At 73.0% G+C, this 25,824-nt stretch carries 21 protein-coding genes; 8 read left to right on the plus strand and 13 right to left on the minus strand.

The genetic code is table 11. The annotated features are described in order from the left end of the window. Positions 1-20 precede the first annotated feature (20 nt). The 3 genes from F7Q99_RS42310 to F7Q99_RS38720 all read left to right on the plus strand — a co-directional run bounded on the left by F7Q99_RS42310 (position 21) and on the right by F7Q99_RS38720 (position 4,360). Positions 21-1,568 carry a DUF2637 domain-containing protein gene (locus tag F7Q99_RS42310; protein ID WP_230211344.1) on the plus strand — a complete coding sequence of 516 codons (1,548 nt, stop codon included), beginning with the start codon at positions 21-23 and terminating at the stop codon, positions 1,566-1,568. Positions 1,569-1,767: 199 nt separating this feature from the next. Continuing rightward, positions 1,768-3,684 carry a type IV secretory system conjugative DNA transfer family protein gene (locus tag F7Q99_RS38715; protein WP_153471892.1) on the plus strand — a complete coding sequence of 639 codons (1,917 nt, stop codon included), beginning with the start codon at positions 1,768-1,770 and terminating at the stop codon, positions 3,682-3,684. Between the two features lie 4 nt (positions 3,685-3,688). Then, positions 3,689-4,360, plus strand: coding sequence for a hypothetical protein (locus F7Q99_RS38720; protein ID WP_153471895.1), 672 nt, complete (start codon positions 3,689-3,691; stop codon positions 4,358-4,360). 66 nt (positions 4,361-4,426) lie between these two features. On the opposite strand, the gene F7Q99_RS38725 is transcribed toward F7Q99_RS38720, so the two are convergent. The 8 genes from F7Q99_RS38725 to F7Q99_RS38760 all read right to left on the minus strand — a co-directional run bounded on the left by F7Q99_RS38725 (position 4,427) and on the right by F7Q99_RS38760 (position 16,873). Next, positions 4,427-4,888 carry a hypothetical protein gene (locus tag F7Q99_RS38725; protein WP_153471898.1) on the minus strand — a complete coding sequence of 154 codons (462 nt, stop codon included), beginning with the start codon at positions 4,886-4,888 and terminating at the stop codon, positions 4,427-4,429. A gap of 169 nt (positions 4,889-5,057) precedes the next feature. Then, the gene (mobF, locus tag F7Q99_RS38730; RefSeq protein WP_153471901.1) at positions 5,058-10,649 is read right to left on the minus strand and encodes a MobF family relaxase; all 5,592 of its coding nucleotides are present in this window, start codon (positions 10,647-10,649) and stop codon (positions 5,058-5,060) included. An 819-nt stretch (positions 10,650-11,468) separates the two neighbouring features. Further along, complete coding sequence (locus tag F7Q99_RS38735) at positions 11,469-12,539, minus strand: hypothetical protein (RefSeq protein ID WP_153471904.1); 1,071 nt, start codon at positions 12,537-12,539, stop codon at positions 11,469-11,471. 309 nt (positions 12,540-12,848) lie between these two features. Next, on the minus strand, positions 12,849-13,388 hold the full coding sequence (locus tag F7Q99_RS38740) for a RapZ C-terminal domain-containing protein (protein ID WP_153471907.1): 540 nt from the start codon (positions 13,386-13,388) through the stop codon (positions 12,849-12,851). Between the two features lie 65 nt (positions 13,389-13,453). Continuing rightward, complete coding sequence (locus F7Q99_RS38745) at positions 13,454-13,981, minus strand: hypothetical protein (RefSeq protein WP_326847575.1); 528 nt, start codon at positions 13,979-13,981, stop codon at positions 13,454-13,456. A 2-nt stretch (positions 13,982-13,983) separates the two neighbouring features. Beyond that, on the minus strand, positions 13,984-14,577 hold the full coding sequence (locus F7Q99_RS38750) for a hypothetical protein (protein ID WP_153471910.1): 594 nt from the start codon (positions 14,575-14,577) through the stop codon (positions 13,984-13,986). After that, entirely contained in the window at positions 14,574-15,155 is a 582-nt protein-coding gene (locus tag F7Q99_RS38755; RefSeq protein WP_153471913.1) for a hypothetical protein, read from the minus strand. The genes F7Q99_RS38750 and F7Q99_RS38755 overlap by 4 nt, the downstream gene beginning before the upstream one ends. A gap of 71 nt (positions 15,156-15,226) precedes the next feature. Then, positions 15,227-16,873: a hypothetical protein gene (locus tag F7Q99_RS38760; RefSeq protein WP_153471917.1), complete on the minus strand. Its 1,647-nt coding sequence runs from the start codon at positions 16,871-16,873 to the stop codon at positions 15,227-15,229. 208 nt (positions 16,874-17,081) lie between these two features. Here F7Q99_RS38760 and F7Q99_RS38765 point away from each other — a divergent pair, with 208 nt between their 5' ends. From F7Q99_RS38765 to F7Q99_RS38785, 5 genes are all read left to right on the plus strand, one after another. After that, positions 17,082-17,744, plus strand: a complete 663-nt coding sequence (locus F7Q99_RS38765) for a hypothetical protein (RefSeq protein WP_153471920.1) — start codon at positions 17,082-17,084, stop codon at positions 17,742-17,744. A 355-nt stretch (positions 17,745-18,099) separates the two neighbouring features. After that, on the plus strand, positions 18,100-19,317 hold the full coding sequence (locus tag F7Q99_RS38770; RefSeq protein WP_153471923.1) for a helix-turn-helix domain-containing protein: 1,218 nt from the start codon (positions 18,100-18,102) through the stop codon (positions 19,315-19,317). Between the two features lie 93 nt (positions 19,318-19,410). Beyond that, complete coding sequence (locus F7Q99_RS38775) at positions 19,411-19,641, plus strand: hypothetical protein (RefSeq protein WP_153471926.1); 231 nt, start codon at positions 19,411-19,413, stop codon at positions 19,639-19,641. Further along, the gene (locus F7Q99_RS38780; protein WP_153471928.1) at positions 19,638-19,874 is read left to right on the plus strand and encodes a hypothetical protein; all 237 of its coding nucleotides are present in this window, start codon (positions 19,638-19,640) and stop codon (positions 19,872-19,874) included. The genes F7Q99_RS38775 and F7Q99_RS38780 overlap by 4 nt, the downstream gene beginning before the upstream one ends. Positions 19,875-20,012: 138 nt before the next feature. Then, on the plus strand, positions 20,013-20,507 hold the full coding sequence (locus F7Q99_RS38785) for a hypothetical protein (RefSeq protein ID WP_153471932.1): 495 nt from the start codon (positions 20,013-20,015) through the stop codon (positions 20,505-20,507). A gap of 4 nt (positions 20,508-20,511) precedes the next feature. Here F7Q99_RS38785 and F7Q99_RS38790 read toward each other — a convergent pair whose 3' ends face one another. From F7Q99_RS38790 to F7Q99_RS38810, 5 genes are all read right to left on the minus strand, one after another. Further along, on the minus strand, positions 20,512-21,645 hold the full coding sequence (locus F7Q99_RS38790; RefSeq protein ID WP_153471935.1) for a hypothetical protein: 1,134 nt from the start codon (positions 21,643-21,645) through the stop codon (positions 20,512-20,514). Between the two features lie 50 nt (positions 21,646-21,695). Beyond that, entirely contained in the window at positions 21,696-22,772 is a 1,077-nt protein-coding gene (locus F7Q99_RS38795; RefSeq protein ID WP_153471939.1) for a hypothetical protein, read from the minus strand. Between the two features lie 610 nt (positions 22,773-23,382). Then, on the minus strand, positions 23,383-23,724 hold the full coding sequence (locus tag F7Q99_RS38800; protein ID WP_153471942.1) for a hypothetical protein: 342 nt from the start codon (positions 23,722-23,724) through the stop codon (positions 23,383-23,385). Positions 23,725-23,804: 80 nt separating this feature from the next. Beyond that, positions 23,805-24,029, minus strand: coding sequence for a pRL2-19 (locus F7Q99_RS38805; protein ID WP_153471945.1), 225 nt, complete (start codon positions 24,027-24,029; stop codon positions 23,805-23,807). A gap of 38 nt (positions 24,030-24,067) precedes the next feature. Then, complete coding sequence (locus F7Q99_RS38810; RefSeq protein WP_153471947.1) at positions 24,068-25,225, minus strand: coiled-coil domain-containing protein; 1,158 nt, start codon at positions 25,223-25,225, stop codon at positions 24,068-24,070. Between the last annotated feature and the right edge of the window lie 599 nt (positions 25,226-25,824).

The following is a 25,824-nucleotide window of genomic DNA, read 5'->3' on the forward strand; positions in this document are numbered from 1 at the left end:
TGGCCACACTCACCCCGACCATGAGGCGCCTGGTGAAGGCGTCGGCGGCGGGCGGCGCGGTCATCGCGGCGATCGGCTTCGTCGGCTCGTACAAGGCCCTGCAGAAGCTGGCCGAGCACCAGGGGCAGATGGGGACCTTCTCCTACGTCTTCCCGGTCGGCATCGACGCGGGCATTGCGGTGCTCCTCGCCCTGGACCTGGTGCTGACGTGGCTTCGCATCCGCTTCCCGCTCCTGCGGTATATCGCCTGGATGCTGACGGCCGGCACCATCGTCTTCAACGCGGCCAGTGCCTACCCCAAGCCCCTGCCGATGGCCCTGCACGCGCTGCTGCCGGTGCTGTTCGTCGGGGTGGTCGAAGCGGGCCGGTACGCCGTCGCCCGCATCGCGGCGATCGAAGCGGGCCGCCCGGAGATGGAGGGCGTCCGGTTCTTCCGCTGGATTCTCTCCCCGCTCCCCACCTTCAAGCTGTGGCGGAAGATGAAGATCTTTGAGATCACCTCGTACGCCGAGATCGTGGACATGGAACAGCGCCGGCTGGTGTACCGGGCGGTCCTTCGCCACCGGTACGGACGCGGCTGGCGCCGCGCGGCTCCGGTGGAGGAGGTCCTGCCGCTCAAGCTGGCCCGCTACGGCCGTGCCCTGCCCTACCTGGAGCCGCCGGAGACGGACCTGACCCGGGAGTACGCGCCCAAGATCACCGTGGAACGGGCCGACCAGCCCACCGTCCCGGCCCCCGTCGCCGAGCTGCCCCCAGCCATCACCCCGGAGCTACTGGAGCGACTGAGCCAGCTGCTCGACCGGGCGGAGACCGGTTCCACCGCTCAGCAGCTGCCCGCCGCAGGGCCGGAGGCGGTCGCCGAGCCGGTCCCGGCGGAGATCCCCGAGCAGCCGGTGGAGCTGGTGGAGGCCGAGCTGGAACAGCCCGAGCTCACCGTGGAACAGCCGGCTGCCAGCCTGTACAGCGGGATGGTGCCGCTGCGGAAGCTGGAGCGGCCGGTGACCGAGCCGGTGGAGTCCTCGTGGTTCCACCCCGAGCCCGCGGCCCCGGCGGAGGTGCCGTGGCAGGCGCCGAGCGACCAGGGCTCCGTGCCCTGGCAGGCTCCGGCCGCCCCGGCCCCGGTGCTCTTCGACCAGGCCGTGGCCGAGCGGCCCAGCGCTGCCGAGTCGCCCCGCCCGGCCGGGGTCCACGCCCGGCTCCCCCACCAGGAGACGGTGCTGCAGCCGGTGGTCGAGCAGCTGCCCGCCGAGCCCGTGGCGGACCTGCTCGACGCCGAGCCGACCGTGCCGGTGGTCGAGCAGCCGGCCGCGCCGATCGTCCCGGCCGAGCTCGGCGACGACCAGCAGCCGGGGGAACCGCCGGCCGACCAGGAGGAGGAGATCCCCGCTCCGAAGCTCTCGGGCAAGCAGCTGCTGCTGCAGCTGCTGCAGTCGCTGACGCCCGAGCAGAAGTCGATGAACCAGAAGCAGCTCGCGGCCGAGCTGTTCCCCCAGCTCCGCTCGGTGATGAGCTCGGAGGAGTCGGTGCGCAAGTACATCGGCGCCTGGCAGCGCAACGGAACGATCTGACGGCCGTTGCAGTAGGCGGGATACACACCGCCCGCTTCCCGCACAGCGGGAAGCTCCTGAAACCGCTGTCCCATTGTCAGACCTGGAGCGTACGGTGATGGCCCCCATCACCAGCGCTCCACCAGTCCCGGAAGCAACAGAGCCCCGGGCGGCGCTGGAACCGCCGACCCGGGGCCTGGAACAACGAGAGGGAACCTCGATGCACCAGTTCGACGACCAGGCTACCGACCGTCGTGACGACCGTCCCACAGTGGACGGGAGCAACGCCACCCCGCCTCGGCGCTGGGCCGCCTACGCGGCCGCCGGCATGCCGCTGGCGGCCGGTGCGGCGCCGACCGGCCAGCCGACCACCAACCCCACGACGGTCAACACCCCCAACGCCGGGCACATCCTCGGCAACATCGGGAGCGCGCTGTGGGACGTCGCCGGGCACGTGCCCGGCGGCCACCTCGGCGCCGGCGGCCTGGCGGTCGCGGCCGCGGGCCTGGGCTACCTCAAGTTCCGGCTGGACAAGCCGTACGACCGCAACACCAAGGAGGGGTTCGCCGACCGGAGCGAGATCCGCGAGCACTTCTCCGGCAAGCAGCTGCTGGAGCGCGCGGACGTGCTGCGGCCCGAGCTGGTAGCCACCCGCGGCCGCCGCAACGTGGTCCCCCTCGACCTCGGCCAGCTCATCGGCGTGGACATCATCCACAAGCGCGAGATCTACAACTCGATCGAGGACATGACCCTGGTCTTCGCCCCGCCGCGGACTGGTAAGTCCGCGCTGTTGGGCGGGTTCGTGGTGGACGCCCCCGGCTCCGCCGTCGTCACCAGCACCCGCGGCGACCTGTACCGGCACACCGTGCACGTGCGGGCCAAGCGCGGCCCGGTCCTCGTCTTCAACCCGGACGTGGCCGGCGTCGCCAACACCCTGGTCTGGGACGTGCCCAAGGGCTGCAAGGACCCGGTGGTGGCCTTCCGCCGCGCGGGCTACCTGCTGTCCGGGCAGGCGGTCGGCGCGGTGGAGGACAGCAGCTTCTGGGACAACCAGTCCTACCGCGTGTTGCGGGCTCTGCTGATGGCGGCCGACATCGGCGGCCGGAGCCTGATGGACGTCCGCGAGTGGGTCACCAGCATGGATGAGGACACGCTGGAGCCCTTCAAGCTGCTGCAGTCCTACAAGGACTGCCCGCCCGGGTGGGCCAGTGACCTGCTGCAGGTCATCAAGGCGCCCGAGCGGACCCGGGAGAGCATCCTGCTGACCCTGATCTCCAGCCTGGAGTGCCTGGCCCTGCCGTCCGTCGCGGCGATCGTCACCCCGAAGGACGGCGCCCCCGACTTCGACCCGGAGCTGTTCCTGCGCGCCGGCGGCACCCTGTACCTGATGGGCCGCCACCGGTCCAAGGGCTCGGTGGCCCCGCTGTTCGCCGCCCTGGTCGGCGAGATCTACGAGACCGCCAAGGAACTGGCGGCCAGCTCGCCGAACGACCGCATCGACCCGCCGCTGAGCCTGATCCTGGACGAAGCGGCCATCACCTGCCCGCTGCCGCTGCAGTCCTGGGGCGCCGACGCGGGCGGCTCCAACATCCCGATCACGGTCAGCGTGCAGTCCCCCAGCCAGCTCTACGACCGGTGGGGCCAGCGCGGTGGCGAGACCATCTGGCAGCTGGCCAACAAGCTGGTGTTCGGCGGCCTGTCGGTCACCCGCGACCTGCGCGACCTGTCCGAGCTGTGCGGCGAGCGGGACAAGGACGTCACCACCACCTCGACCAACGCCAAGGGGGAGGCGACCAAGTCGGTCTCCACGGTGCAGGTCCCGGTGATGCCGACCGACAAGATCCGGCGGCTGGCGAAGTTCCGCGGCCTCTACATCCACCGCAACGCGGCCCCGGTCGTGGTCAAGATCGTGCCGGTCTGGAAGCGCGACGACGTCAAGGCCGTGAACAAGGAGATCCGCCGGGCCGAGCGCGACCTGGAGAAGCGGGAGAAGCAGGCGGCGAAGCTCGGCATCGAGCTGCCGACCACCCCGGCAACCCCGCCGATGCCGGCCTACAAGCCGGTCGTCCCCAAGCAGCCGGTGCCCGAGCAGCAGCCCGGCCAGCGTCCGGCCGACCCGTTCCGAAAGGCGGTCTGACCCGATGGCCTCCACCCCTTCTTCCCCCGAGAAGATGCCCCCGGGCGTCAGGCCGGGCGACGGCCACTTCGTCGTCATCATGGAACAGACGAAGATCAAGAAGCGTCTGGAGACCCTGGAACGGCAGGGCCTCAACGACCGGCTGGCCCTGCTGGAGAGCCAGAACCTCGCCCAGAACATCTACCGGCTGGCGAAGTCGATCGAGGCGGACGCCAAGGCGAAGCTGAACGCGCCGTCGCCGTGCTGGGACTGGACCTCCATGACGGAGGAGGAGGCCGGCGAAGCGTGGGCCAAGCTCCTGCGCTGGCGCCGGGAAGTCCTCAAGGTCCGGTGGCCGAGCCGGTTCTGGGACATGACCACCCCGTGCTGGTACCTGCACCCGGAGGTGGTGGAGGAACTGTCCGCGCTCTACCTCGTGTGGGACTTCACCTTCAACGACTCGACCAGCACGGTCTACCGGGAGATCGAGTTCCTGGAGCGCTGGCTGCCCGGCACGCACGCCCGGGTCAAGGGCGCGCTGGCGAAGTGCTACAAGGACGGCGCCGCGGGCCGCCACCAGCCTGCGGACGACACCGAGCACTGGCGCGACCACGACGACGAAGCGGTGGGCCTCTTCATCCAGGCCGACCTCGACGCCCGGCCCTCCGCCCCGCCGGCGGAGGAGGGCACCGAGTAGCAGCAGCGGCAACCACAAGGGTGGGGCCCCGACCGATCCGGTCGGGGCCCCACCCTTTGGCATTGGTCAGGAAGAACGGGAGCCAGGCTCCGCGATGGGCCGTTCGTCGTCGGACCCCCGCAGCCACCTCAGCGTCTGGATGAAGGCGGCCGCGTAGTCGGGGCCGATCTCCCGCCACTCCGGGATCAGCTGCTCGACAACGTCCCGTGCCCGATAGTGCTCGTCGGCGATCTCCTGCTTGGTCGGCGGGAAGGTGCACGGCCCATCGGTCAGGGGCCCGCTGCCTCGGCGGCCGAGCATCCACAGGCAGGTCTGTTTGATGCCCTCTGCGGCCTCTGTCGGGCGCGAGCACCACATGGTCAGCAGCCGGTCCGGGTGGTGTTCCTTCCAGCGCTCGCCGTTCCACCGGAAGTCGATCTCCGCCTGGGCCTGTTCCAGCAGCAGCTCGATCTCCTCCCACGAACGCTTCACCGCGGCCGGGAGCGCTCGGGCCGGCGGCTCCTCCGGCAGCGGCGGGACCGCCGACACTGGGCCCACGTTCCACCCGGGTGGAACAGTGGGGGGAGCCGGTGGAACCGGCGGGGCCCACGACGGGCGCGGGGGCACCTGCGGCCCGGGGGTGTACCAGCTCTCAGCAGCCATGCTCAGACCGTACCCATCCGTTGAGGGGCGGCAACAGTGACCCGGCGCGAACCGGTCACTGGAGCCCACCACCGTAGTACTGCACCTGCTGCAGGGCGGCCCGCTCGATCACCGGGGCCTCGACGGCCGCCACCTTCTCGACGGCCGGGGCCGGCGGCTCGGCGGTCGCGGTCTCGGCGGCGGCGCCGACGCTCGCGCGCTCGGCCAAGATGTCCTTGGCCTGCAGCGCGACGCCCACCGCGTCGTCCAGCGCCGGGCCTTCAAGGTCGCGGACCTCGATGGCGTTGCGCCGGGCGTCCATGTCCCTTATCTCCGCGCGGGCCTCGGCCAGCGCCTGGTCCTGGCGCTCGCGGCCGCTGACCGGCTCGGCGACCCGGCCGGACTCCTCGCGCTCGGCGCGGGTGCTGGCGGCCAGCTCGTCCTGGCGCCGCATCTCGTTCTCCAGCGCGGACCGCTGCACCTCCGCCCGGCGGGCCTCCTCGGCCTGGGCGAAGGTGTCCACCAGGGACGGCTCGGGCAGCTCGGGCAGTTCCTCGGGCTCGGGCATGTTCCACTCGCCCTCGTCCACCGCCACGGCGGCGGCGGGCGCCTCGGTCTGCCGGTGCTCGGCCGGGGCCTCGACGGCCGCTTCGTCGGCCTCGACCTCGGGCGCGTGGAACGCGGGGGTGACCTCGACGGCGGGCTGTTCCACCTCGGCCTCGGCCTGTTCCACCGGGGCGGCGTCGGGCTCAGCCGGGGCGGCGGCCGGCTCCTCGCGGACCGCCTCCGCCTCGACCTCGACGGCGGCCGGCTGCGGCTGCTCGACGTCGGCGGCGGGGGCCTGTTCCACGGTGGCCTCGGCCTGTTCCACCTCCGCCAGCTCCGCCTCGGGCGCGGCCAGCTCCGCTTCGGCCAGCTCGGCCTCGGGCTCGGGCATGTCCCACTCGTCCTCGGCCCACGCGGACTCCAGGTCCTCCTCGGGCCACTGGACCTCGGCCACCTCGGGCTCGTCCACCGGCACGCCGCGCTTGTCCAGCTCGCCCTTGGCCAGCTCGGCGCGCTCGCGGGTCTCGGTGGTCTCCTCGTACCAGCCCTGGCGGGCCTGGTGGATGACCTCCAGCTTCTCGGCCCGCTCGGCAGCCTCGGCGGCGATCCGGGTGTACGTCTCGGCCTCGTCCCGCAGCGCGGCGGCCTGCTCGGGGTCGGTCGCCTCGACCTCGCCGGCGCGGATGCGCATCTGCGCGGCCTCGCGGATGAGGTCCTGCTGGCTCTCGTACGTGACCTGCATCTGGTCGGCGACGTGGGCCGGGGCCCACAGTTCCTCGCGCCGGTAGCGGTCCACCAGCTCGCGCAGGTCGCGGTCGGTCGCGCCGGTCAGGTCGCGCCGGTCGGCCGGCTCGCCGAGTGCACGCCACGCGCGGTTCCACGACGCGCGGACCTCGACGGCGCCTTCGGCCGGGGCCGAGCCGATCGCCAGCTTCTCGTTGTCGTAGCTGTGGGCCTCGCGGTACTGCATCACGTCGGCGGCCCGCTGCAGCCACTCCTCCCGCGCCGGGTCGTCCTCGGCCGGCACCGGGCCCAGCGACGTGGCGGCCCACTCGGGCAGCACCTCGCGCCCGGCCAGCTCCTCGGCCAGCGCGCGCTCGCGCGGCTCCACGATCTCGGAGACCAGGCCGCGGGCGTAGTCGCCCACCTCGCCCTCGACGTGCCGCAGACGCCAGTTCCACGACCCCCGCTCGGCGGCCTCGGCGGCGCGTTCCACGGCCATGTCGTGCCGCAGCTGCTCGGCCTGTCCGGCCTGCAGGGAGGGGGCCAGCTGGGTGGCCATGACCTGGGTCATCCAGTCCTGCTCGCGCTGCAGCTGGACGGCCTGGGCGTCCTGGAGCTCCTGCATCTCGTCGGCCTGCTGGACCAGGGCCTGGGGGTCGTGGAACTGGGCGCCGAGCACGCCGATCTGGGCGGCGTTCAGCTCCTCGCTGGTCAGCTCCGGGCTGTACCCGAGGGAGACGGCCTGCTGCAGGCGCATGCTCTGCTGCAGGGCCTCCGCCTCGGCCTGGTCGCGGAGCTCGGCGACGGACCCGGCCTCGACGGCGCCGGCCTCCTCCTCGGTGGCCAGTCGCAGCTCGGCCCACCACTCGCCGGGCAGCGCGGGCGCCTGGTCCACGGCCGCCTGGTCGGCGAACGCCTCGCCGGCCTCGGCCTGCCCGGCGGCGGCTCCGGCGGTGTCGGTGTCCTGCTCTGTGCCGGCCAGCCACCACGGCTCGGCCTCGACCTGGGCCTGCATCAGCTGCAGCTCGGTGGCCCGCTCGGTGGCCTCGGCCTGTTCCACGGCGGCCTGGTCCTGGCGGGCCTGGACCCGCTCGGCGGTGGCCAGCGCGCCCTTGAGCCGGTAGTGCAGGGCCTTGGACGCCACGTCAGCGTCGTGGAACCCGCGCTCCCGGGCGACCCGGGCCAGCATCTCCTCGGCGTCGTGGCCGTGCTGTTCCACGGTGCGGGCCAGCCGCACCACGGAGTTCCACGGCTTGCCCTCCAGCTCCTCGACGGCCCGGTGGTAGACGTCCTCTCCGACCGCGTCCAACAGCACCCGGCGGAAGCGGACGTCGTCGGCGCGGGTGACCATGTCCTCCAGCAGCGGGGAGACCTGGTCGATCCGCTCGGCGGCCTCCAGCACCTCGGCGAGTACCGTGCTGGCGGCCTTCTGGGAGCCGTCGTTGCCCAGCACCCCGGCAAGGATCGCCATGGGGTCGGGCTCCTCGCCCACCGCGACACGGGCGCCTGGAACGCCGTCCGTGGGCACGAAGCCGGTGTTCTCCGCCGTTCCACGGGACATGCCGACGTACAGGGCCTGGCGGGTCATGCCCGGCTCGACCAGGGTCCGGCAGGCGTAGACGGTGCGGCCCTGCACCGAGTTGAGCGTGCCCGCGTAGGCGAGTTCCACATAGTCCCGGACGTACGTGGGCGGGAGTTCCATCACTTCGCCGTCGTCGTACCGGACGGTCATCCGGCCGTGCTCGGCGTCCACGCCCACGACCTGGACCACGTCGCGGTTGACCGCGAACCGGTTGCCGCTGTGGCTCTGCACCGTACGGTCGATGTGCCGCAGCACAACGCGGTCGCCGACGCTGGCAGCGGTCTCCTGCCGGGGAAGTTCCACGGTCTCGCCGCCGGAGACCCACCCGAGCCGGATCAGGTCCTCGCGGGCCCGGGAGGCAAGCATGCCCGCGGTCTTGTTGGTCCCGGTCACCATGACGGACTCGCGGCCGTTCATGATGTCGGCCACCCACGTCTCGTAGGTGGCCTCCACCATCTCCTCGAACGTGCCGTGCCGGAACCGGCCGCGGGCGGCGTACTCGGTCAGCACTTCGGTGTCGCCGGTCCGCAGCCGCAGGGAGGCGGGGCCTTCCCACTCGGCGGCGAAACGGCGGACTTCCTCCAGCTGGTGGGCGTGCTCGCCGAGCTCGTCCGCCATCGCCTTGAACGCGCCGCCGGCGCCGACCGCGGAGATCTGCTCGTAGTCGCCGGCCGTGACCATCTTGGCGCCGGCGGCCCGCACCAGCTTGCGCACGGCGTTCAGCGTGGGGGTGTCGGCCATCGACGCCTCGTCCACGATGACCAGGTGTTCCGGCCTGATCCGGTACCGCTCGGTGGTCTCGTTGCTGACGCCCTGGGCCAGCAGCTTGTTGTAGGTCAGCAGCTCGGCAAGGTTGGCGGTCTCGGTGATGCCCTCGTCTGCCAGCACGTTGGCGGCGGCCTGGGAGGCGGCCAGACCCAAGACCCGGCCGCCGGTGGCCTCCCACACGTCGGTGACGGTGGCCAGCGTGTACGACTTGCCCGTTCCACCGGGGCCGACCAGCACTTCCGCCCGGCGGCCGGAGGTGGTGATCCCGCGCACCGCGGCGGCCTGCTTCTCGTTCAGGCCACGGTCCCGGATGAGCTCTTCGACCACCTCGGGGTCGAGCGCGCGGGCGCTGCGGTCCTTCGTCATGTCCCGCAGGGCCTGCTCAACGTCGAGCTGGTCCCGGGTGGCGTACATCGTGCCCTGGTGGCGGGTGTAGACGCACTCCCCGTCCTCGCGCAGCAGCTGCACCGGGACGGCCACCTTCGCCTCGGCCTCCAGCGCCACCAGGCTGCCGTCCGCGGCGCCGATCTCCACCGCCATGTCGGTGAGGTCGCCGAGCAGCTGGGCGACCTGGTCCACATCGAGCCCGCCGAGACAGGCCGGCAGTTCCCGCGCGATGTTGGCCATCATGTGGTTGCGGGTGAAGGTGGAACGCTCGGCCTGGGTGCGTTCCACGGCGGCCTTGATGACGGCCTCCGGGTCGAACGCCTCGGCCTCCAGCCCGTGCTCGGCGGCGGCCTGTTCCACGGACGCTGGAACTCCGGCCAGCGTCTCCCGGGTGTGTTCCACGGACGCCTGTTCCCAGCGTTCCAGCAGTTCCTCGCGGGAGACGGCGTCCTTCTTCCCCGGCCGCAACCTGGGGTCGATCGTGATGATCTGGGCCATCTTCGCCAGTACGTGCGGGCTGGGCATCCGGCCGTGCTCGTCCTCGTACGCGGCCGCCAGCTCGCCGAGCTTCTTCGTGATGGTCTGGCGGCGGGCGGAGAACTTGTCGCGCATCTCGCCGGAGATGCCCATGACCTCGATCGCCTTGCCGTCCGGCCGCCACTCGTAGCGCACGCCGAGCTCCGACGCGATGGCCTCAGCGGTGACCCGCTCCGCCAGGAAGCCGGCGGCCAGCGCGTGGGCCCGCAGCCCGTTGGAGTCGATCGACAGCCACTTCTCGCCCGTCTTCCCCGTCACCGGGTCCACGGTCTCGACCTTGACCCGGGAGTGGATGGCGTTGTGGATGTGCAGCTGCGGGTCCTCGTCGCGGCTGAGGTGCTGCAAGAAGCTGGCGACGGTCCACTTATCCGCCGTCACCCGGCGGCCCAGCGGCTGCCCGTCCGGGCCCTTGTGGCCGGTGCGGCCCTCGCGGGCGTACCCGGCGTGCTTCTGCATGTAGTCCAGCGCGGCCTGGTTGCCGAGCCGCACCGCGTCCAGCACCTTGGCGGCCTTCGCCTCCATCGCCTCGGCGCCCGCGATGTCGCCAGCCTCCCGCAGCTGGATGGCGCTGGCCTGGTACCCGGCGTGCAGCAGCGACGTGCTCTTCGACACCGACACGGTCAGATCGTGGAAGCGGCGGGTGGCCGGCGCGTTGAGCCGCACAGCCATCTCGGCCTTCTTCTTCGCCTCCGGAGTGGCGTCCGGTCCGAGCTCCGCAATCTTCTTGGCGATCTCACGCTCCGTGCTCGGCGTGAAGTCCCGGATCGCGGTGCCCATCCGGTACTCGGCGCGGACCTCCGCCTGAATCCGGGCCTTGGCCTCGCGGAACTCCTTGCTGCGGCCGTCCACCTCCGGGTGGGCCGCGCGCCACTCCTGAATCCGAGCGTCCGTCACCCTGCGTGCCTCATCAATGAAGCGAGGGTCCGTGAGATGTGTATACATCTCGCGCATGACGTCCGGGTCAACTTCACCGGTCAGACCGAGCTCGGCGGCGCCGTCCCCAAGCCAGACACCCGGCGGTTCGCCGCTGATCTCAATGGCCTTGAGGTAGTAGTTCTCCGCGCCTGTGGCCACCTGCCCCAGCAGGTACTCCGGGTCGTGCCCGGTGCTCACAGTGGCGGTCATGATCGCACTCTACGGCTCCATCGGGTCTTGACGCAAGGGTGTGTGAGGTTAAAAGGGAAACGGAGAAAACGGACAGAACAAGAAACGGCGGGGGAGGAAGAGAGGCAGGCACCAAAGGGAAGAGGAGACCAGGGAGAGAACCAGGCAGCGCGGGAAGGAGGGGCCACAGAGGGAGAGCCAACAGAACATCAGCAGCCACTCGAACCAAGGCGGACGAACACCAGACCAAGAGAGACCAGCAACAGCCCGGCAGGCGGCCGGAGCCGCACCGACCAACGGCGGCCCGCCAGCGGCCGGAGCGCGGAACTGTTACCAACCGTCATCAGCCACCGGCCGGCAGGCAACCGGCGGTCTATCAAGTGCACGCCAGGAACTGACCACCGGCCCGAAGCGCGGGGCAGCGCCTCCGCCCCCGCCCGGCAGGCGGCCGAGCCGCACCGACCAACGGCGGCCCGCCAGCGGCCGGAGCGCGGAACTGTTACCAACCGTCATCAGCCACCGGCCGGCAGGCAACCGGCGGTCTATCAAGTGCACGCCAGGAACCGACCACCGGCCCAGGGGCGGTCCGGGAGGAACCTGCAGTCAGATCGGGGGGTCCGGGGAGGCGGAGCCACCCGGGTTGGCACGGCGGCGAGCGTGCCCCCGACCCCCGCCCTGGAACGGGTGCCGGGGCCGGACGGACCGGTACCGGAGTCACCCGCGGCCGCCACGACGGCGGGTGCGAGACAGACCCTCCCAGCCGGGCCCGAACGCGGGCGGCAGGAACGCCGGAGGGGGCCCGCCCGGCTGCGCGCCGCGCGGGCCCCCTCCGGGCCACCCTCACCCCTCCAGCTCGTCCGCCACCGGCTCGGGGAAGTCCGCCTCCTCCGGAGGCTCCGTCATGTCCCACTCGGCCTCGTCCGCCCCCGCCGGCGGTCCGGCCGCGACGACTGGCCCGCCCTCCCCGGCCTCGACGGCCGCGGGCGCCGCGACGGCGGCGACGGCCGGGTGGAACGCCTGGCCCACCTCGGCCGGGCCCGGTTCCACCCGGGGCTCCGGCAGTTCCACCACGACCTCGACCACCCCGGCCTCGGCCGCGCCCGGCTCGTCGGCGTCGTCCTCGACGGCGGCCGCCGGCTCCGCCTCCGGCTGCTCGACGGCGGGCTGTTCCACCTCCGCCCGCCGCTGTTCCACGAACGGCTCGTCGCAGATTCCACAGAGGATCGGTCCGTCCTGCAGGTTCTTCGGCGTCAGCTGCAGCCGCCTCGGCGGCGTGCACGAGCAGTCCGCGGCCACCCGCTTGCCCGCCGTCCGTTCCTCCGGCGGCTTCTTCGCCCTCGGGTTGGGCTCCTCGCCCTGACCCTCCCCGCCGTCCAGGTACGGCAGGGAGGCCCGCTCGATCGCCCGGATCGCGGCCGCGAAGTGCGCCCGCGCCGGGCCGCCCATCTTCGCCCGCGCGAACCCCACCACCGGCTCCGCCTTGCTCGGGGGCTCCAAGCCGAGCTCCCGAGCGATGGCGGCCCACCGCCGGTTATGCCACCGGCCGCCCTGTGAGCTCTGGGTCTTCTCCCCCCGAACCGCCCCGATCCCGTGGGCGGCCTCCCGCAGCAGCGTCTCCATCACCGCCTCGCCACCCATGTGCAGCAGCTCGCCAGCCACGAACACCTCCGGCAGGCGCCGCTCCCCCCGCGACTCCCCCTCCAGCGGCAGCGCGGCCCACCGGTCCGGCCGGTGCTGGCCCCGCCTGAGCGGCGCCGGCTTCCCGTCCTTCCCCTTGCGGTTCGGCTGCCCCGAGCCGGTGATGATCACCGCCCGTGGAACGTCCTCGTTCGCCGCGCGGATCGCCGCCCACGCCTGTTCCAGCGCGGAGATGATCCGCGCCCCCTCGTACCCTCGACGGTCCTTCGCCATGTCCTATTCCTAGCGTGCACACACTATGTCCGGGGCCTTTTTTGGAACTCGACTCGCGGTGTTCCACGGTCCGGTTCCACGGGCGGCCGACCTGTTCCACGGGTGGAACGGCTACGCTCGCCCCCGCCCCGTACGGGGCGACTGTTACCGGGAGAGAGGGGGCGCCATGTCGGTGAGAGGTGGGTGCGGGAACTGCGGTCACCCGCTCGACCCGCACTCCGGGGGCCGCTGCGGGAACTGCGGCGCGACCAACCCCCGCTGACGCCGGAGGGGCGGGCCCCCGGTGGCTCCGCCCCTCCGCCGAGCCGGTCAGTACCCGGCGTGCACCAACGCGCCGGCCGCGTTCTCGGCGGCCACGCTCACGTCCAGCTCGTCCTCGTCGTCCAGCTCGTCCAGCAGCGAATCCAGCGCCCGCTCGATCACCTCGGCGTACGCCTGGGTGCGGTCGGCGTCCCGGCCGGACTCCAGCACCTCCCTGTCCAGGTCCCGGTGCGTCAGGGAGACGTGGAACTGTGCCGCGACCAGCGCGTTCTCCAGCATCTCGGCCGTTGCGGGGGCCCTGTGGCGTCCGCCCACGCACCCTACGGCGATCCGGAACGGGTTGGTGTCGGCCTCCGGGCCCATCGCGTACGACTGCGCCATGGTGACGGCTGCGGCCACCACCTGCAGGATGCCCGGGGTGGCGGCGACGACGTCGCGCACCTCCTGGTCCCGCGCGGTGAGCTTCCGGAACCCGGTCCGCTTGTGGGGGTCGCGGAAGTGCTTGCGCAGGTCCAGCACCATCTCGGCCTCGGGCACCGGCCCGTGCCCGAACCCGAAGCTGGTGATCTCGATCCGCATGCTCTGCATGGTCTTCCCCTCCTCGCCCCTGTCCGGGGCTGTTGATGGTGCGTCGGCCTGCCCGGCCTGGGCGGCTACCACAGCTCGATCTGCAGGGCACCGCCCGGCTGGCCCGCGATGATCGCTTCCTCGATGGCGGCTTCGACATCGGCGCCGTCCGCCAGCGCGGCCTTGATGGCGTCGCGGATCGCGCGGGCCCGGCCCGCCGCGCCGCGCCGGTCGGTGAGCGCGTGGCCGATCGTCCCCATGCGCGCGGCGTACTCGCTGGCGTTGTCGGCCCGGGTGCCGGCCAGCCAGTGCTCCGGGTTCTGGCAGCTCGGGGAGTCGCACTTGTGCCGGACGACGTCGGCGGCCAGCACCTGCTCCACCCCGTGCTCGATCGCGTACCCGAGCGCGTGGGCGGTGACGATCTGGCTGGTCTTGTCGGTGCGGCTGCCCGCCCTGAGCTTCCCGTGCCCGCTGTCGCTGACGGCCCCGAGCCAGTACCAGCACTGGGTGGCCCCGCGCCGGTAGATCTTCTCCTCGTACCGCTCCCGAGTCTTCGGGTCGGCCAGCAGCCGGGCCCACGGCACCGGGAGGACCGGCGGCCTGGTCCGAGCCACGCTCAGACCTCCCGCTCCCGCTCGCAGTAGGTGCAGGCGTACTCCCCGTCGCCCCACTCGCCGTGCTGGGTGCAGTGCCACTCCGGCTCGCGCGCCGTCTCGACCTGCGCGACGTCCTGCAGCCCGTACCGGGCCACGGCGGCGTCGATCGCGGCGCTGACCTCGGCGGCGGTGAACTTCGCCGGGTACGTCGCCTCGTGCACCTCGCTCGTGTACACCGGCTCGTTCCACCCGGTCAGGTGGCGTCCCAGCACCATGGCCTCGGCGGTGACGGTGAGGTGCCGCAGTTCCACCGCCCGCCGTTCCACGGCCTCGGCGGTGAGCCGGTCGGCGCCGACCTGGCCGGTGCCCCGGCAGTGCGCGCACTGGCCGGACTGGTCGGGGTGGGCGTTCTGGAACTGCTGCCGCTCGGTGGCCAGCAGCTCGGTGATCGCGGTCGCGTTGCCCACCGGCACCTCGACGTCGGCCTGCGCGCCGCCGAGCCCGCTGCCGACCGTGAGCATCACCACCTGGTGGTCGGGCCCCATCGGGTACTCGTCCACCATCTCCTGGACGGCCTGGGCGAGCGCGAGCGCCGCGGTCCTCTCCTCTTTCACTGCTCCTCCTCCTTCACCTGGTTGGCGAGCAGGAACGCCCCGGCCCTGGCCAGCGCCTCCTCGCGGGTGTCGTACGTCTCCTCGGCCTCGTCGTGGCGGCCGTTCGCGCCGGTGCCGATCCACCACCAGCCGCTCTCGTCGGGGTGGTAGCTGATCCGGGCATCCCCGCCGGCCATCTCCAGCTCGGTCGCCTCCGGCAGGGGAACCATGATCCGGGTGACGCCGGGCCAGCGACTGCGGGCGGACTGGCGGGTGATCCCCCACGCCTCGCCGAGCTGGACGTAGGTCGCGCCCTGGCTCCCGGCCCGGCCGGCGACCTCGGCGGCCATGACGTCGGCGGCCGGGCCGACCTCCCGCAGCATCCGCAGGACCGACAGCGTGTAGTCCTGGGTGAGCCGCAGGGCCTCCCGGGTGTGCTTCTTCGCCCCCTCGGGCGCCTGCGCGACTCGACGGGAGATCCGCTCCGCGTGGTTCCACGCGAGCGAGTAGATCTCCTTCCGCAGCTGTTCCAGCTGTTCCTCGTCGGGTTCCACGTAGGCCGGCGTGATCGGGGCCCAGAACCCCTCTTCGTTCTCCATGCGTCAAGTCTACCTGTCGCCGACAGTTCTGTCTGTCGAATCTGTGGAACTGTCGGCGACAGTTCCATCTGTCAGGAGGGGACGCACTCGCAGGATGGAACGTCCTCCCACTGGCCGTTCCTCTTGGCGACGACCGGACCGGCGCCGGGGATGCCGCTGCCTCCGCACCGGGTGCAGGAAGCGTCCGCGCCGGGGTCGAGCCCCCAGCTATCCCCGCAGCCGTTGCAGCGCGCGCAGTCGGCGAAGTCGTCGGTGTTCGGGATCGGCTCGCCGTACTCCTCGACGTCCACCGAGCCGCACCGCGGGCAGGTGATGGTGTACCGGCGCTGTCCGGCGAACAGCGGGGGCCGGCTGCGCTCGCACCCTCCGCACGTCTCGCTGTCGATGGCGTTCATGGCCTTGCACACCACGCACCGCCAGTGCACGCCGTCCGCGTGGCCGGGCTGCAGCTCGACCGCCCCGGTCCCGGCGGCCGCCAGCTGGCCGGCGGCGGTGGACCACGGGTCGGCCTCGTCCTCGTCGCCCTGGTCCGCCTTGAGCGCGTCGGCCTTCGCCTGGACGGCCTGCCGGCTCATCCCCGCCGCGCGGCCGAGCTCCGCGTAGTTCGCGTGGCCCGGGTCCGCCCACGCCAGGATCTGGTCCAACCGCGCGCTGACGGCGGCCTGGGCCAGCTTCGACTCCTTCATGGCCTCCACCCGGCGCGGGCCCAGCACTACCTCCAGCTCGCGCACCAGCCGGGACCGCAGCCGGGACCGCTCGGCGCGCATCGCCGGGACGGCGTCCACCAGCAGCACGCCGTCCTCGGTGGCGGCCCGCTGCTCGCGCTCGGCGAGGTGGACCAGGTCGCGCTCGCTGCTGTCCGCACTCACCAGCGACTCCCGGCCGCTGGTGGCCCACCACCGTTCCAGCTCCATCGGGGTCCGCCCGGAGGCCATCTCCCGCCGGTAGCCGTACAGCCACGCCCGGGTGCCCACCACCAGCAGCCGCTGGTCCTGGCCGAGCTCGATGCCCAGCGCCTCGGCGATCAGCCCGCGGTCCGGGTCCAGCCCGAGCGTGCGGGTCAGGTGCGGGGCCTGCTCGTCCAGCTGGCGGGCAGTCCAGTCCGCCCACCTGCGCTCGATCCAGTCGGGCAGGGCCTCGTACACCTGGGCCAGCGAGACCACCACCGGGGTCAGCCGCGTCGGGTCGTCGGGGTCGCGCCGCACCAACCGGTCCATCTCCTGGGCGGCCCGGAACGCCTCGGGCGACCAGTCCACCTCGTCCGTGCCGGGCACCTCCACCAGGTTCTCCAGCAACGCCTGGGCGGCGGGGGCCACCTTCTCGGCCAGCGCATTGCCCTGCTGGGCCGTCAGGTACGGCAGCTGCCGCACCCCGGAGTCGATCGTCCAGTACATGCTGGTCGGGACCACGTCGGGGCCCTGCCACAGCCACAGCTCCGCCCCACCGTGGTAGGTCCGGGCCTCCTGGTCCCGGCGCCAGTCGTCGCAGTGGAACCGCAGGACTCCCTCCTGCAGGTCGAGCACGAGCGCCTGGTAGTGCCCGGCGCCCATCCCGGCCGGCTGCGGCCCGGGGTTCTTCCCCTTGGTCCGGTCGTACGCCTCCATCCACTGGTCGATCGCCTCGCGGTCGGGGATCGGCGGCATCTGCGCCTCGCTCGCCGGGGCGACGCGGACGGTCCTCGCGTGCGGCACCCGCAGGCGCCTGCTCTCGTTCACCATGACAAGTAGATTGACACTGAATCAGCTTCGTGACAAGTAGGTTGTCACGACTGGGCGGAAGTGGCTCCCCGGGCTCCGGTACGCGGGCTGACCTGGCCGGATTCCGGGTGCCCTGCTGGCGGTCGGCCCTGGTGAGCGGGTATCTGTAAGGGCGTCAGTTCAGCCGTGGGAGGTACATGTGTGGCGGCGGACGCCAGCCCCGGGCAGCGTGCGCGCCTGGCGGCTGCGCCTGCGCGAGATCGAGCGGGACCGCCTGCGCAAGGCAGGGCAGGCACCGCCGACCCTGCAGCAGCTGCGCCCGGCCCTCGTCGCCCTGGCGGTGGCCGTGGCGGCCGGGGCCTTCTGGCTGACCTGGTCGGTGCAGCTGCTCGGGCTCCTCGGCCTGGTCCTCGGCGGCTCCCTCTACCTGTGGCTGCTGGCCTTCCTCGTCCGCCTGCGCGGTGCGGCCGTCCGCCGGCGCCGCGGCCACTACACCTCGGCGGAGGCGGCCTCGCTGACCGATGGCCAGCTGCCCGCCGTGGTGCTGAACCTGCTCCGCCGGGACGGCTGGCAGGTGGTCTCCGCCCCGCACCAGGGCCAGCCCCGGATACTCGGCACGGACCGGACCGGCCGGGAGATCGACGTGACCTTCCGCCCCTCGGACTGGGAGGAGGACACGGTCACCTCCGGCCCCGGCCCCGCTCCGCTGCGGGCGGCCGGGACGGTCGGCTACGGCGGCGTCGTCCGGCTGATCGTCTCGCTCGGCAACTTCTCGCGCGGTGACGTGCTCTGGGCCTCCCGGCAGGGCGGCCTCCACCTGGTGGACGGAGACCTGCTCCGGCGCTGGGCGACGGGCGAGCGGGTCCACCGGCTGCTCGGGATCGTCGGCTGACCCGGCACCCACGCTGACCTGGGCTGGGGAGTTTCAGCTGCGGGCCTGCGGACGGCCGGTGAGTTTCGGGCGGGACCTGGTGAGTTCCATCCGCTGGAACTCACCGGTTTTCTCCCCACCGCAGGTCAGCGGGGCCGAGCAAGTTGTGCCGTAAGTCGTCCTTGCGGCGGCGGAGCAAGCTATCGCGCAAGCCGGGCTTGCGCCCGTCTTCCGCAGCACCGCGCCGGGGGTCGCGGTGGGTGGAACGCGCCGGGGGGCACGTTCGGGTGGGCCTGGTCTGCGGCGGGTGCGCGGGCTCGGGCCCCCGCCGTACCCTGGCGCCACACAGTGGCCCCCGCAGCAGGGAGACAGCCCGATGCCAGCACTGCCAGAGTCCCTGACGACCGGTCAGCGAATCCAGCGCCTGCGAGAGGCCCGGGGCATGTCCCGCGCGGTCCTGGCCGGCCTTCTCGGCCGCTCCGAAGGCTGGCTCAAGGCGGTGGAGAAAGGCCGGCTGCTTCCGCCCCGGCTGCCCATGCTGGTCAAGATCGCCGAACACCTGCGGGTGGCCGACCTGTCCGAGCTGACCGGCTCGCTCTCCCTGCCGACCGAGCTGTTCGCCGGCCCCGAGCACCCGGCCCTCGCGGTGGTCCGCCGCGCGGTCGATTCGGCCTCGCTGGCTCCGGCACCCGGCCGGGCTCCCGACCTCGACCACGTCGCGGCCGCGCTCGCCTCCGGCTGGGCCGCCCGGGACTCCCGGGGCGACCACCGCACCGCGCTGGCCGAGCTCCTGCCCGGCCTGGTCGCCGACGTCGCCGCGGCCGCCGTCCACCCGGACGTCGCCGACCGCCGGCGGGCCCTGGTGCTGTACGCCTCGGTGCTGAACTTGGTGCAGATGTACGCCGCGTACCAGGGGGACGGCAATTTGGTGTGGCGGGTGGCCGAGCGGTCGCTGGCCACCGCGCGGGCCGCCGGCGACCCGGCCGCGACCGGACAGGCGGCCTGGTTCTTGGTGCAGGCGCTTCGGGAGTCGGGGCAGTGGGACTCCGCGCAGACGGTCACGGAGGAGACGCTGCTGATGCTCGACCCGCTGCGTTCCTCCTCGCCTGACCTGGCGGCGGCCTGGGCGGCCATGGGCTGGCATGCGGCCATCACCCACGCCCGCGCCGGGGAGTCCGGCTCGGCCTGGGGCTGGTTCGACCGCGCGGAGACGGTGGCCCGCACTCTGCCGGCCACCTGGTGGTCGTCGCCCACCTCGGCGTCGCCGACCGCGATTGCCGTGCACGGGGTGACCGTCGCGGTGGAGCTTCGGCAGGTGGGCACCGCGCTGGCCTGGGCGGACCGGCTCGACCCCCGGCAGATCCCCGCCCGCCCGCGCCGGGCCCGGCACCTGGTGGAAGTCGCCCGCGCCCATCAGCTCCGCGGCGAGCACCAGCGCACGGCCGAGCTCCTGGGCGACGCGGTGGCGGCCGCGCCCGAGACGCCCCGGTGGAACAGCGAGACGCACGCCCTGGTCCGCCAGCTCCTCGACGGCCCGGCGTCCGTACGGCCCGCCGCCCGACAGTTGGCCGGGTCGGTCGGCATCGCGGCCTAGTTCGTCATACCGGAGTGGGGGGCACAGACTGTGCCCCCCACTGCCGTTCCCGCTCCCTACGGTGCGGGGATGGCACATCTGGCACCTCAGCGCATGTCCGGTAGCGATTCGGAGGCGTACCGCCTCGCCATCCTGGCGTCTGAGCGGCTGCGGCTCTCCCTCGCTCGCCACGGCCTGGAGCTCCCCGGGGTCCGCGGCGACCACCCCTCCGGAGGCGGCGAGCCGATGGTGGAGCTCGGCCGGGTCTCCGCCACCGTGGTCCACGCCGTGGCCGAGCTCCTGGACCGCCTTCCCCTCGACGGCAGAGAGGCGGAGGCGGGGTGAGCTACCACAACGGTGAACACGCCGTTCACGAGTTCGAGCGGCACCCGCGCGACGGCGAGCGCGTCCTGGACGCGGCCACCGGGTGGGTCGGCATCATCGACGGTCAGGAAGTCCTGCGGTCCACCTGGAGCGACAAGGTCGTGGACCGCCGGGTCTGGCTCATCCCGCCCGGCGGCGGCCACCAGTGGCCGGCCGACCCTGGCCAGCTCTCCCCCGCCCCCGACGCCACCTGACGCGCCGTCAGTCGTACTGCCCCTGACCTGCACCGGGTTGGGGGCGGTTTCACTTTCTCGACCAGAAATGAGGAAGTTCGGACACGGAGCATGCCGGGGTCGGGGTGTCCCCTCGGGTGCCGGGTCGTTGGCCGGGGCATGGAAACCGTCTCCAACCCTTCGCTGCCCGCACTGCGGGGCAACGTCCTGGCCGTGGACCTGCTGCGGGCCTGCGTCCGACACGACGCGGACGACGTCCGGGACCTGCTGGGCGAACTCAACACCGCGATGCGTCGGCTGACCGACCCGGCCGGCGGCGTCGCGCTCTACCACCACGCCAAGTACCGGGCTGAGGAGATGTTCGCCGACGCGGTCGAAGCGCTCGGTTGCCGTCCGGGCGACACGGCCGCGCTGCCGACCACGACCGTGGCGGTGGAGGTCGTGGTGACGATGGGGCGGGTCATGATGCCTGCGGACGTGGCGGCCGCGCTGCGGGCCTTCGCCGATGGCGACTTCGGGCTGATCAGCAACCTGGACGGCCTCAACCGGATGGCGGCGGTGTCGCTGGCGACGGCGGCCGCCGAGCGGGCCGCGGCGTCCCCGGAGGCGGTCCTGGAGAAGCTGGACCGCCTCCGGAGCGCGTTCAGCTCCTGAGCCGTCAGGCACTCCGCCGGGCAACGGCGTCGGCGGCGGTGCCGCGGCCGATCGCCTGCAGCACCTGGGCCAGTCGGGCGCCGAGCGTCGCCAGCTCCGGCTCGCCGGGCGGGATCTGGCGCCAGCACGCGAGCGCGTTGCGGGCGGCCAACTGCACGGCCTGGTCCTCGACGGCGGACCACCGCAGCCGGTGCTCCGCCGTGGCCGTCCACCGGTCGGCGGCCCGCGCGGCCTGCCCGGCGGCGGCCGCCACGGTCGCCTGGACTTCGAGCACGTCGCCCATCTCCGGGGACAGGTGCCCGGCGGTTCGCAGCACGCTCCGCTCCCACTGGGCGGCCAGCTCGGCGGCGGCCTGGTGGTGCCCGGCGTGCATCGCCTCCGCGATGGCCGGCCGCAGGTCCACCGCGGGCACCTCGACGGGCGGGCGGGTCGGCATCGGCGGCTGGTGGACGGCGGGCCTGGGCCGGGGCACCTCGACCTCGACCGGCGGCGGGGCGAGCACCACCGTGCCCGGTTCCAGCCCGGCCTGGGCGGCCGCCACCGGGTGCAGGTCCGCCAGCCGCTGGCCGACCGGACCGGACCGCAGCAGCTGGGCCAGCTGCACCGTGTAGGCCGGCGGTCGCCACGGGCCGCGCCGGGCTGGCGGGGCGACGACGCCGTACCGCTCGACGGCTTCGGGCAGCTGCAGGTCCTCCTCCCGCATCGGCAGACAGCTCGGGTCGGCGATCACGTCCACGACCACGGTCGTCGTGCCTGCCGAGCGGGCGGCGAGGGCCTGCGCCAGCCACGACCAGGGCAGCGCGGTGTACCTGATCGTCGTGCTTCCGGTCTTGGCCAGCGCGAGGTGGACCTGGTGCTGGCGGTGGTCGCGGATCAGCTGCCCGCACACGTAGACCAGCAGCGGCCCGGCGGCGGCCGCGGCCTCCTGCAGGCGGGCGAGCACGGCCTGGGGCTCGCCCGGGTCCACCAGCTGCACCGCGTCCACCGGCCCGGCCCAGCCCTGCAGCAGCCGGTCCGCCGAGACGTTCGCCAGCGTGGTCACGCCGTGCTCGGGGTCGAGCAGCCGGCGGCGGCTCCGCCTCGGTGCGGCGGCCAGCAGCAGCACTCGGCCGCGGGCCTCGCTCTGGTGGTTCGTCATGCCGTTCCCCCGTTCGTTCGTGCTGGTCAACGCGCTGAGAGGCGGGACTGTTACCGCCACTGCCGTTCCCACCTCTCGCGCTGGGAGCGCTCGACCCGGGCCCGGTAGACCTCCAGCGGGCTGACGTCCTCGGGCACCGCCAGGCTGGCCTGGAAGTCGTCCTCCGCCTCCCGGTGCCAGCCCCTCGACGGCTGCTCGGCCTGCTCGTCCTCGACCCGCCGGGCGGCCCGCTGGCGGGCCTCCTGCAGGGCGGCGCGGGCCGGGGCGGCCCCTGCCCGGTTCCACTCCGGCAGCTGGGCCTGGCGGGCCAGCAGCGCGGCGTACCGGCCGTGCTCCTCGTCGGCCCGCCAGCCGTCCGCCAGCACGGGCGGGCGGGCCTGGTCCCACTCGGTCCGGGTCTTGATGATCCGCCACAGCCGGTGGCCGACCAGGGCGGCGAGCGAGCGGGCGGAGCGGGTCTGCACCGTGATGGCCTCCACCAGCTCGCTGGCGGTCGCCCGGCGAAGTGCCAGCGCGGTGGGCTCCGCCAGCCCCTCCAGCTCACGGGCCGACAGCACCCCGGCCCCCCCTCGCTGGTGCTGCCACCAGCGGCGGCACCGGGCGAGCACCTGCCGCGCGGCGGCCAGTTCCTCGGCGCTGGGCGCCTGGCGACGGCGGGGCGGTCGCCATGCGTCCTCGTCCCCGAGCTCGCCGGTTTCCCCTGGGGTGGTGAACGTATCTCCCCACAGGGGAGATAGCGCCTTCGCGGTATAAGGAGACGTCTGACACTCAGTGGGAGAACCAGAGTCTGGTGTGACATCAGGGGCGGTGCGGGGGGCGGGGAACGGCTCCGCTGGCGGTTCCAGCGAGACCGGCGTGATCGGGGCCTGGGAGAGGTGCCCGAAGTACGAGTCGGCGTCGTCGGGCTCGGGCAGCGCGTCGCTGTCCCACAGCCGCAGGGCCTCCTCCAGGTCCTCGGGCAGGCCGGGCACGACCAGGTCCACCGGGACCTGGAGCTGGTAGCGGGCCGGGTAGCCGGGGGCGGCGTGCTGCAGGCAGCGCACCCACCCGGCCTGGACGGCCATCCGCAGGGCACGCCAAGCCGACCGCTCGGAGACGCCCTGAGCGGCCTTGTAGGTGTTGATCATGCGGGGGACGTCGCGGATGATCCCGCGCGCCCCGGACTCGTACGTGGCGTGCTGCAGCAGCGCCTGGACGGCGTCGCCGTGGCGGCGGCGCTCGTGGGCAAGGCAGGTGAGGCGGTACCAGGTGGTGCGGTGGACCGCGGGGAACCGGAGGGCTCCCGGGCTGGTCTCGGAGTCGGTGACGATCTGCGAACTGGACGACGTGGGACGCTCGGTCGTGGTGGTGTGACTCGGCGTGTCAGATCGGGGCAGTGCTGTGCAGACCGGTGAGCTGACGGCTATAGTCGTCTCCCGGATGAACGCTTAAAAGGGTGTGTCGTCCTGGACCTCGGAACCCGGCGCGGTTGGTAGCCATTGGGCGGGAATCGAGAGTCAGACAACAGCGGTATGTAGTTGACGTGGTGTGCGCCTCACGGGACGGCAATCCCGGCGGGGCGCTTCTACGTGTCTGGGGGACGTCTAGGCGATCTCCAGATCCGATCGGTTTAAGCCATCGGGCAGCATTTCACAACTCCTACGGTCCGTGCTGGTGATGACACGCACTCCTGTGGTCACTGGGATGGAACGTCCCGATTTGTGATGGTCCGAAGATCGGAAATTCTGCGACGGCGGCTCAGCCGCGCTCGTGCAGGTCCGTCCTGACGCCGAACCACCCCCGGTAGTGCAGCCGGGCGGCGAGTGCGGCGGCGGCTTCCTCGGGGCCGGCCTGGACGGCGAAGTGCTCGGTGGCCAGCTCCTGGACCCGGGCGACGGTGACGTACCGGCAGCCGTCCGGCCCGGCCGGAGTGAACGTGATCGCCATGTCCGCGGCCGACCGCAGCAACCGCCGGCGGTGCTCCCGGCCCCGCTCGGCGGCCGCCTCGACCTCGGCCAGCTGGCGGGCCCGGCGGAACGGCCTCACCACCACCACGGCGGCGCCGGCCCCCAGCATGGCGGCCACGGTCTCCAGCAGCACCCTGCCCCCTTCTCGTTCGTACTTCGGCATCTTGCCCTCGGCCCGCCCGGGGAGAACCGGGCGGGCCAGCTGCGGACCGGTCAGCGGAACTCGATGCGGCCTTCGTCGCCGGCGGGGCGGGCGACGACGGACAGCCGGAGGCGTCCGTCCGGCAAGGGGACCATCTCGACGGCGTGGAAGGCGCCGTCCCGGCCCCCGATGGCGTCGGGGGTGAAGGCGTCGCCGGGCAGGTCGATGCTGCCGCCGTTGTTCATCAGGATGGCGATCAGCATCGCGTGGGACATGTCCTCCGGGGTGGCGGCCATGGGGTGATCCTCTCGTCTCGGAGTTGACGGCCCGCCGGTCAGCGGCCGGCCTTCTTGTCGGTGGCGGCGGCCAGCTGGCCCTCCAGCTCGCTGATCCGGTCGGCGGCGGCCTGGGCGGCGGTGGCGGCCTGGTGCTTCTCCTCCAGCAGCTCCTCGACGCGGGCCCGCAGCTCCTTGGCGGTCTCCTCCATGTCCTTGACGGTCTGGCGGTGGTCCTCCCGGGCGGTCTTCGCCGACTCCTTGAGCTCGGAGATCGTCTCGTCCTTCGCCTCGGCCGTCGCGGTGGCCTTGGCGACCAGGACGGCGGCCTTCTGCTCGACGTCGGCGGCGTGGGCCTTGGCCTGGTCGCGCTCGCCCTCGGCGGTGGCCTTGTCCGCTTCGGCCCGGGTCACCTTCTCGGCGGCCTCGGCCAGCGCCTCCTGGAGCTGGCGCTGCTCGGCCTCGCGCTCCTCGGCGGTGGTGGCCTTGAACGCCTCCAGCTCCGCCGTGAACTCCGCCAGCTCGCCCTGGGCCTGGGCCACCTCGGCGGCCGCCGTCTCGCGGACCTGCGTCACCTGGGCCTCGGCCACCGCCTGGGCCTGCAGCACGCGCTCCTCGGCGGCCTCCTGGGCGGCCGCGATGGCGGAGGTCTTCTCCTCCTCCAGCCGGGCTGCGTCGGCCTCGAACTGCGTGCGGGCCTCCTGCAGCTCGGTGTCGGCCTGGTCTGCGGCGTCCTCGGCCTGCTTCCTCTCCGCCCTGGCCACGTCACGCTCGGCCTGGGCGGCCAGCCGCTGCTTGTGCTCCAAGGCGAGCGTCTTCCGCAGGTCGGCGACGTCGGCGGCCGCGCTCTCCTTCTCGGTCTGGATCTCGGCGGCCGCGGCCTCCGGGTCGGCGATGGTCTCCAGCCGCTCGATCACCGCGGGCAGGCGGTCCAACAGTGTCTGCACCGACGCCAGCACGTCCTTGCGGAGCAAGCCGACGCCTTCGATCGCCTCCTTCACCGGGCGGTCCGACGCGGTCTCCTCCCCGCCGGCGCGCTGGCGGCGCTTCTTCTCCCGGTAGGCGGTCAGCGCGGTGTGCTTCGGGTTGTCGCAGTACTTGTTGGGCTGCCCCACCCCTTCGGAGGGGATGGGCGGCCTGGTGCACCCCGGGAACGCGCACACGGCCGCTCCGGCGGCGCTGTCGTCGCCGGGGACCTCTGCGGGCTGCTCGCTCATGGGCTCGACCTCTCGACTCCGGGGCGGACCGCCCGCCCCGACTATTCCATAGCATAGCACACCCTTGCATTGCATGTCAGCCATGATATGCAATGCAACGCAATGAAATTCGGGGGTGTTCGCCGCCGGCTGACCGGGCCCCGCTCGGCCGGCGGCTCGCCAGTCCTCCCCCCGAGCTGGGGGTGGTTCCCTCGTTGGGCGGCCTCACGGTGGGGGCGCGGCCTGGTGGGGGGCCAGGGACCGGGCGCCTCTTGGGCGCCCGGCCTGGGAGGGAGTTTCCGGTGGTCGTCGCCCCCCGGGCGGCGGCCGGCGGAAAGTCCTGGACAGGTCGCCCTGGTCCTCCGCCGGGCTGTGCCAGGGTGCGGAGGGCGTCCGGCGAGGGGGCCACCCCCAGCTCCCCCGCACCCACCCCACCACCAACGGCGAGAACCGCCCGGCACGGATCTTGAGGCCACCCCCTCCGCAGGGTTGGCCCGTCGGAGACGATCTCTGACCCGCACCCGGGGCAGCGCCTGCGGGCACGGCACGGGCCCCCGGTGTGCGGCAGACTGGGCAGGTGACGAACCCTCAGACTCCCCGCCGGCCGCTGTGGCTCCCCC

Origin of the sequence: Streptomyces kaniharaensis (genome assembly GCF_009569385.1) — a bacterium.
GTDB lineage: Bacteria > Actinomycetota > Actinomycetes > Streptomycetales > Streptomycetaceae > Kitasatospora > Kitasatospora kaniharaensis.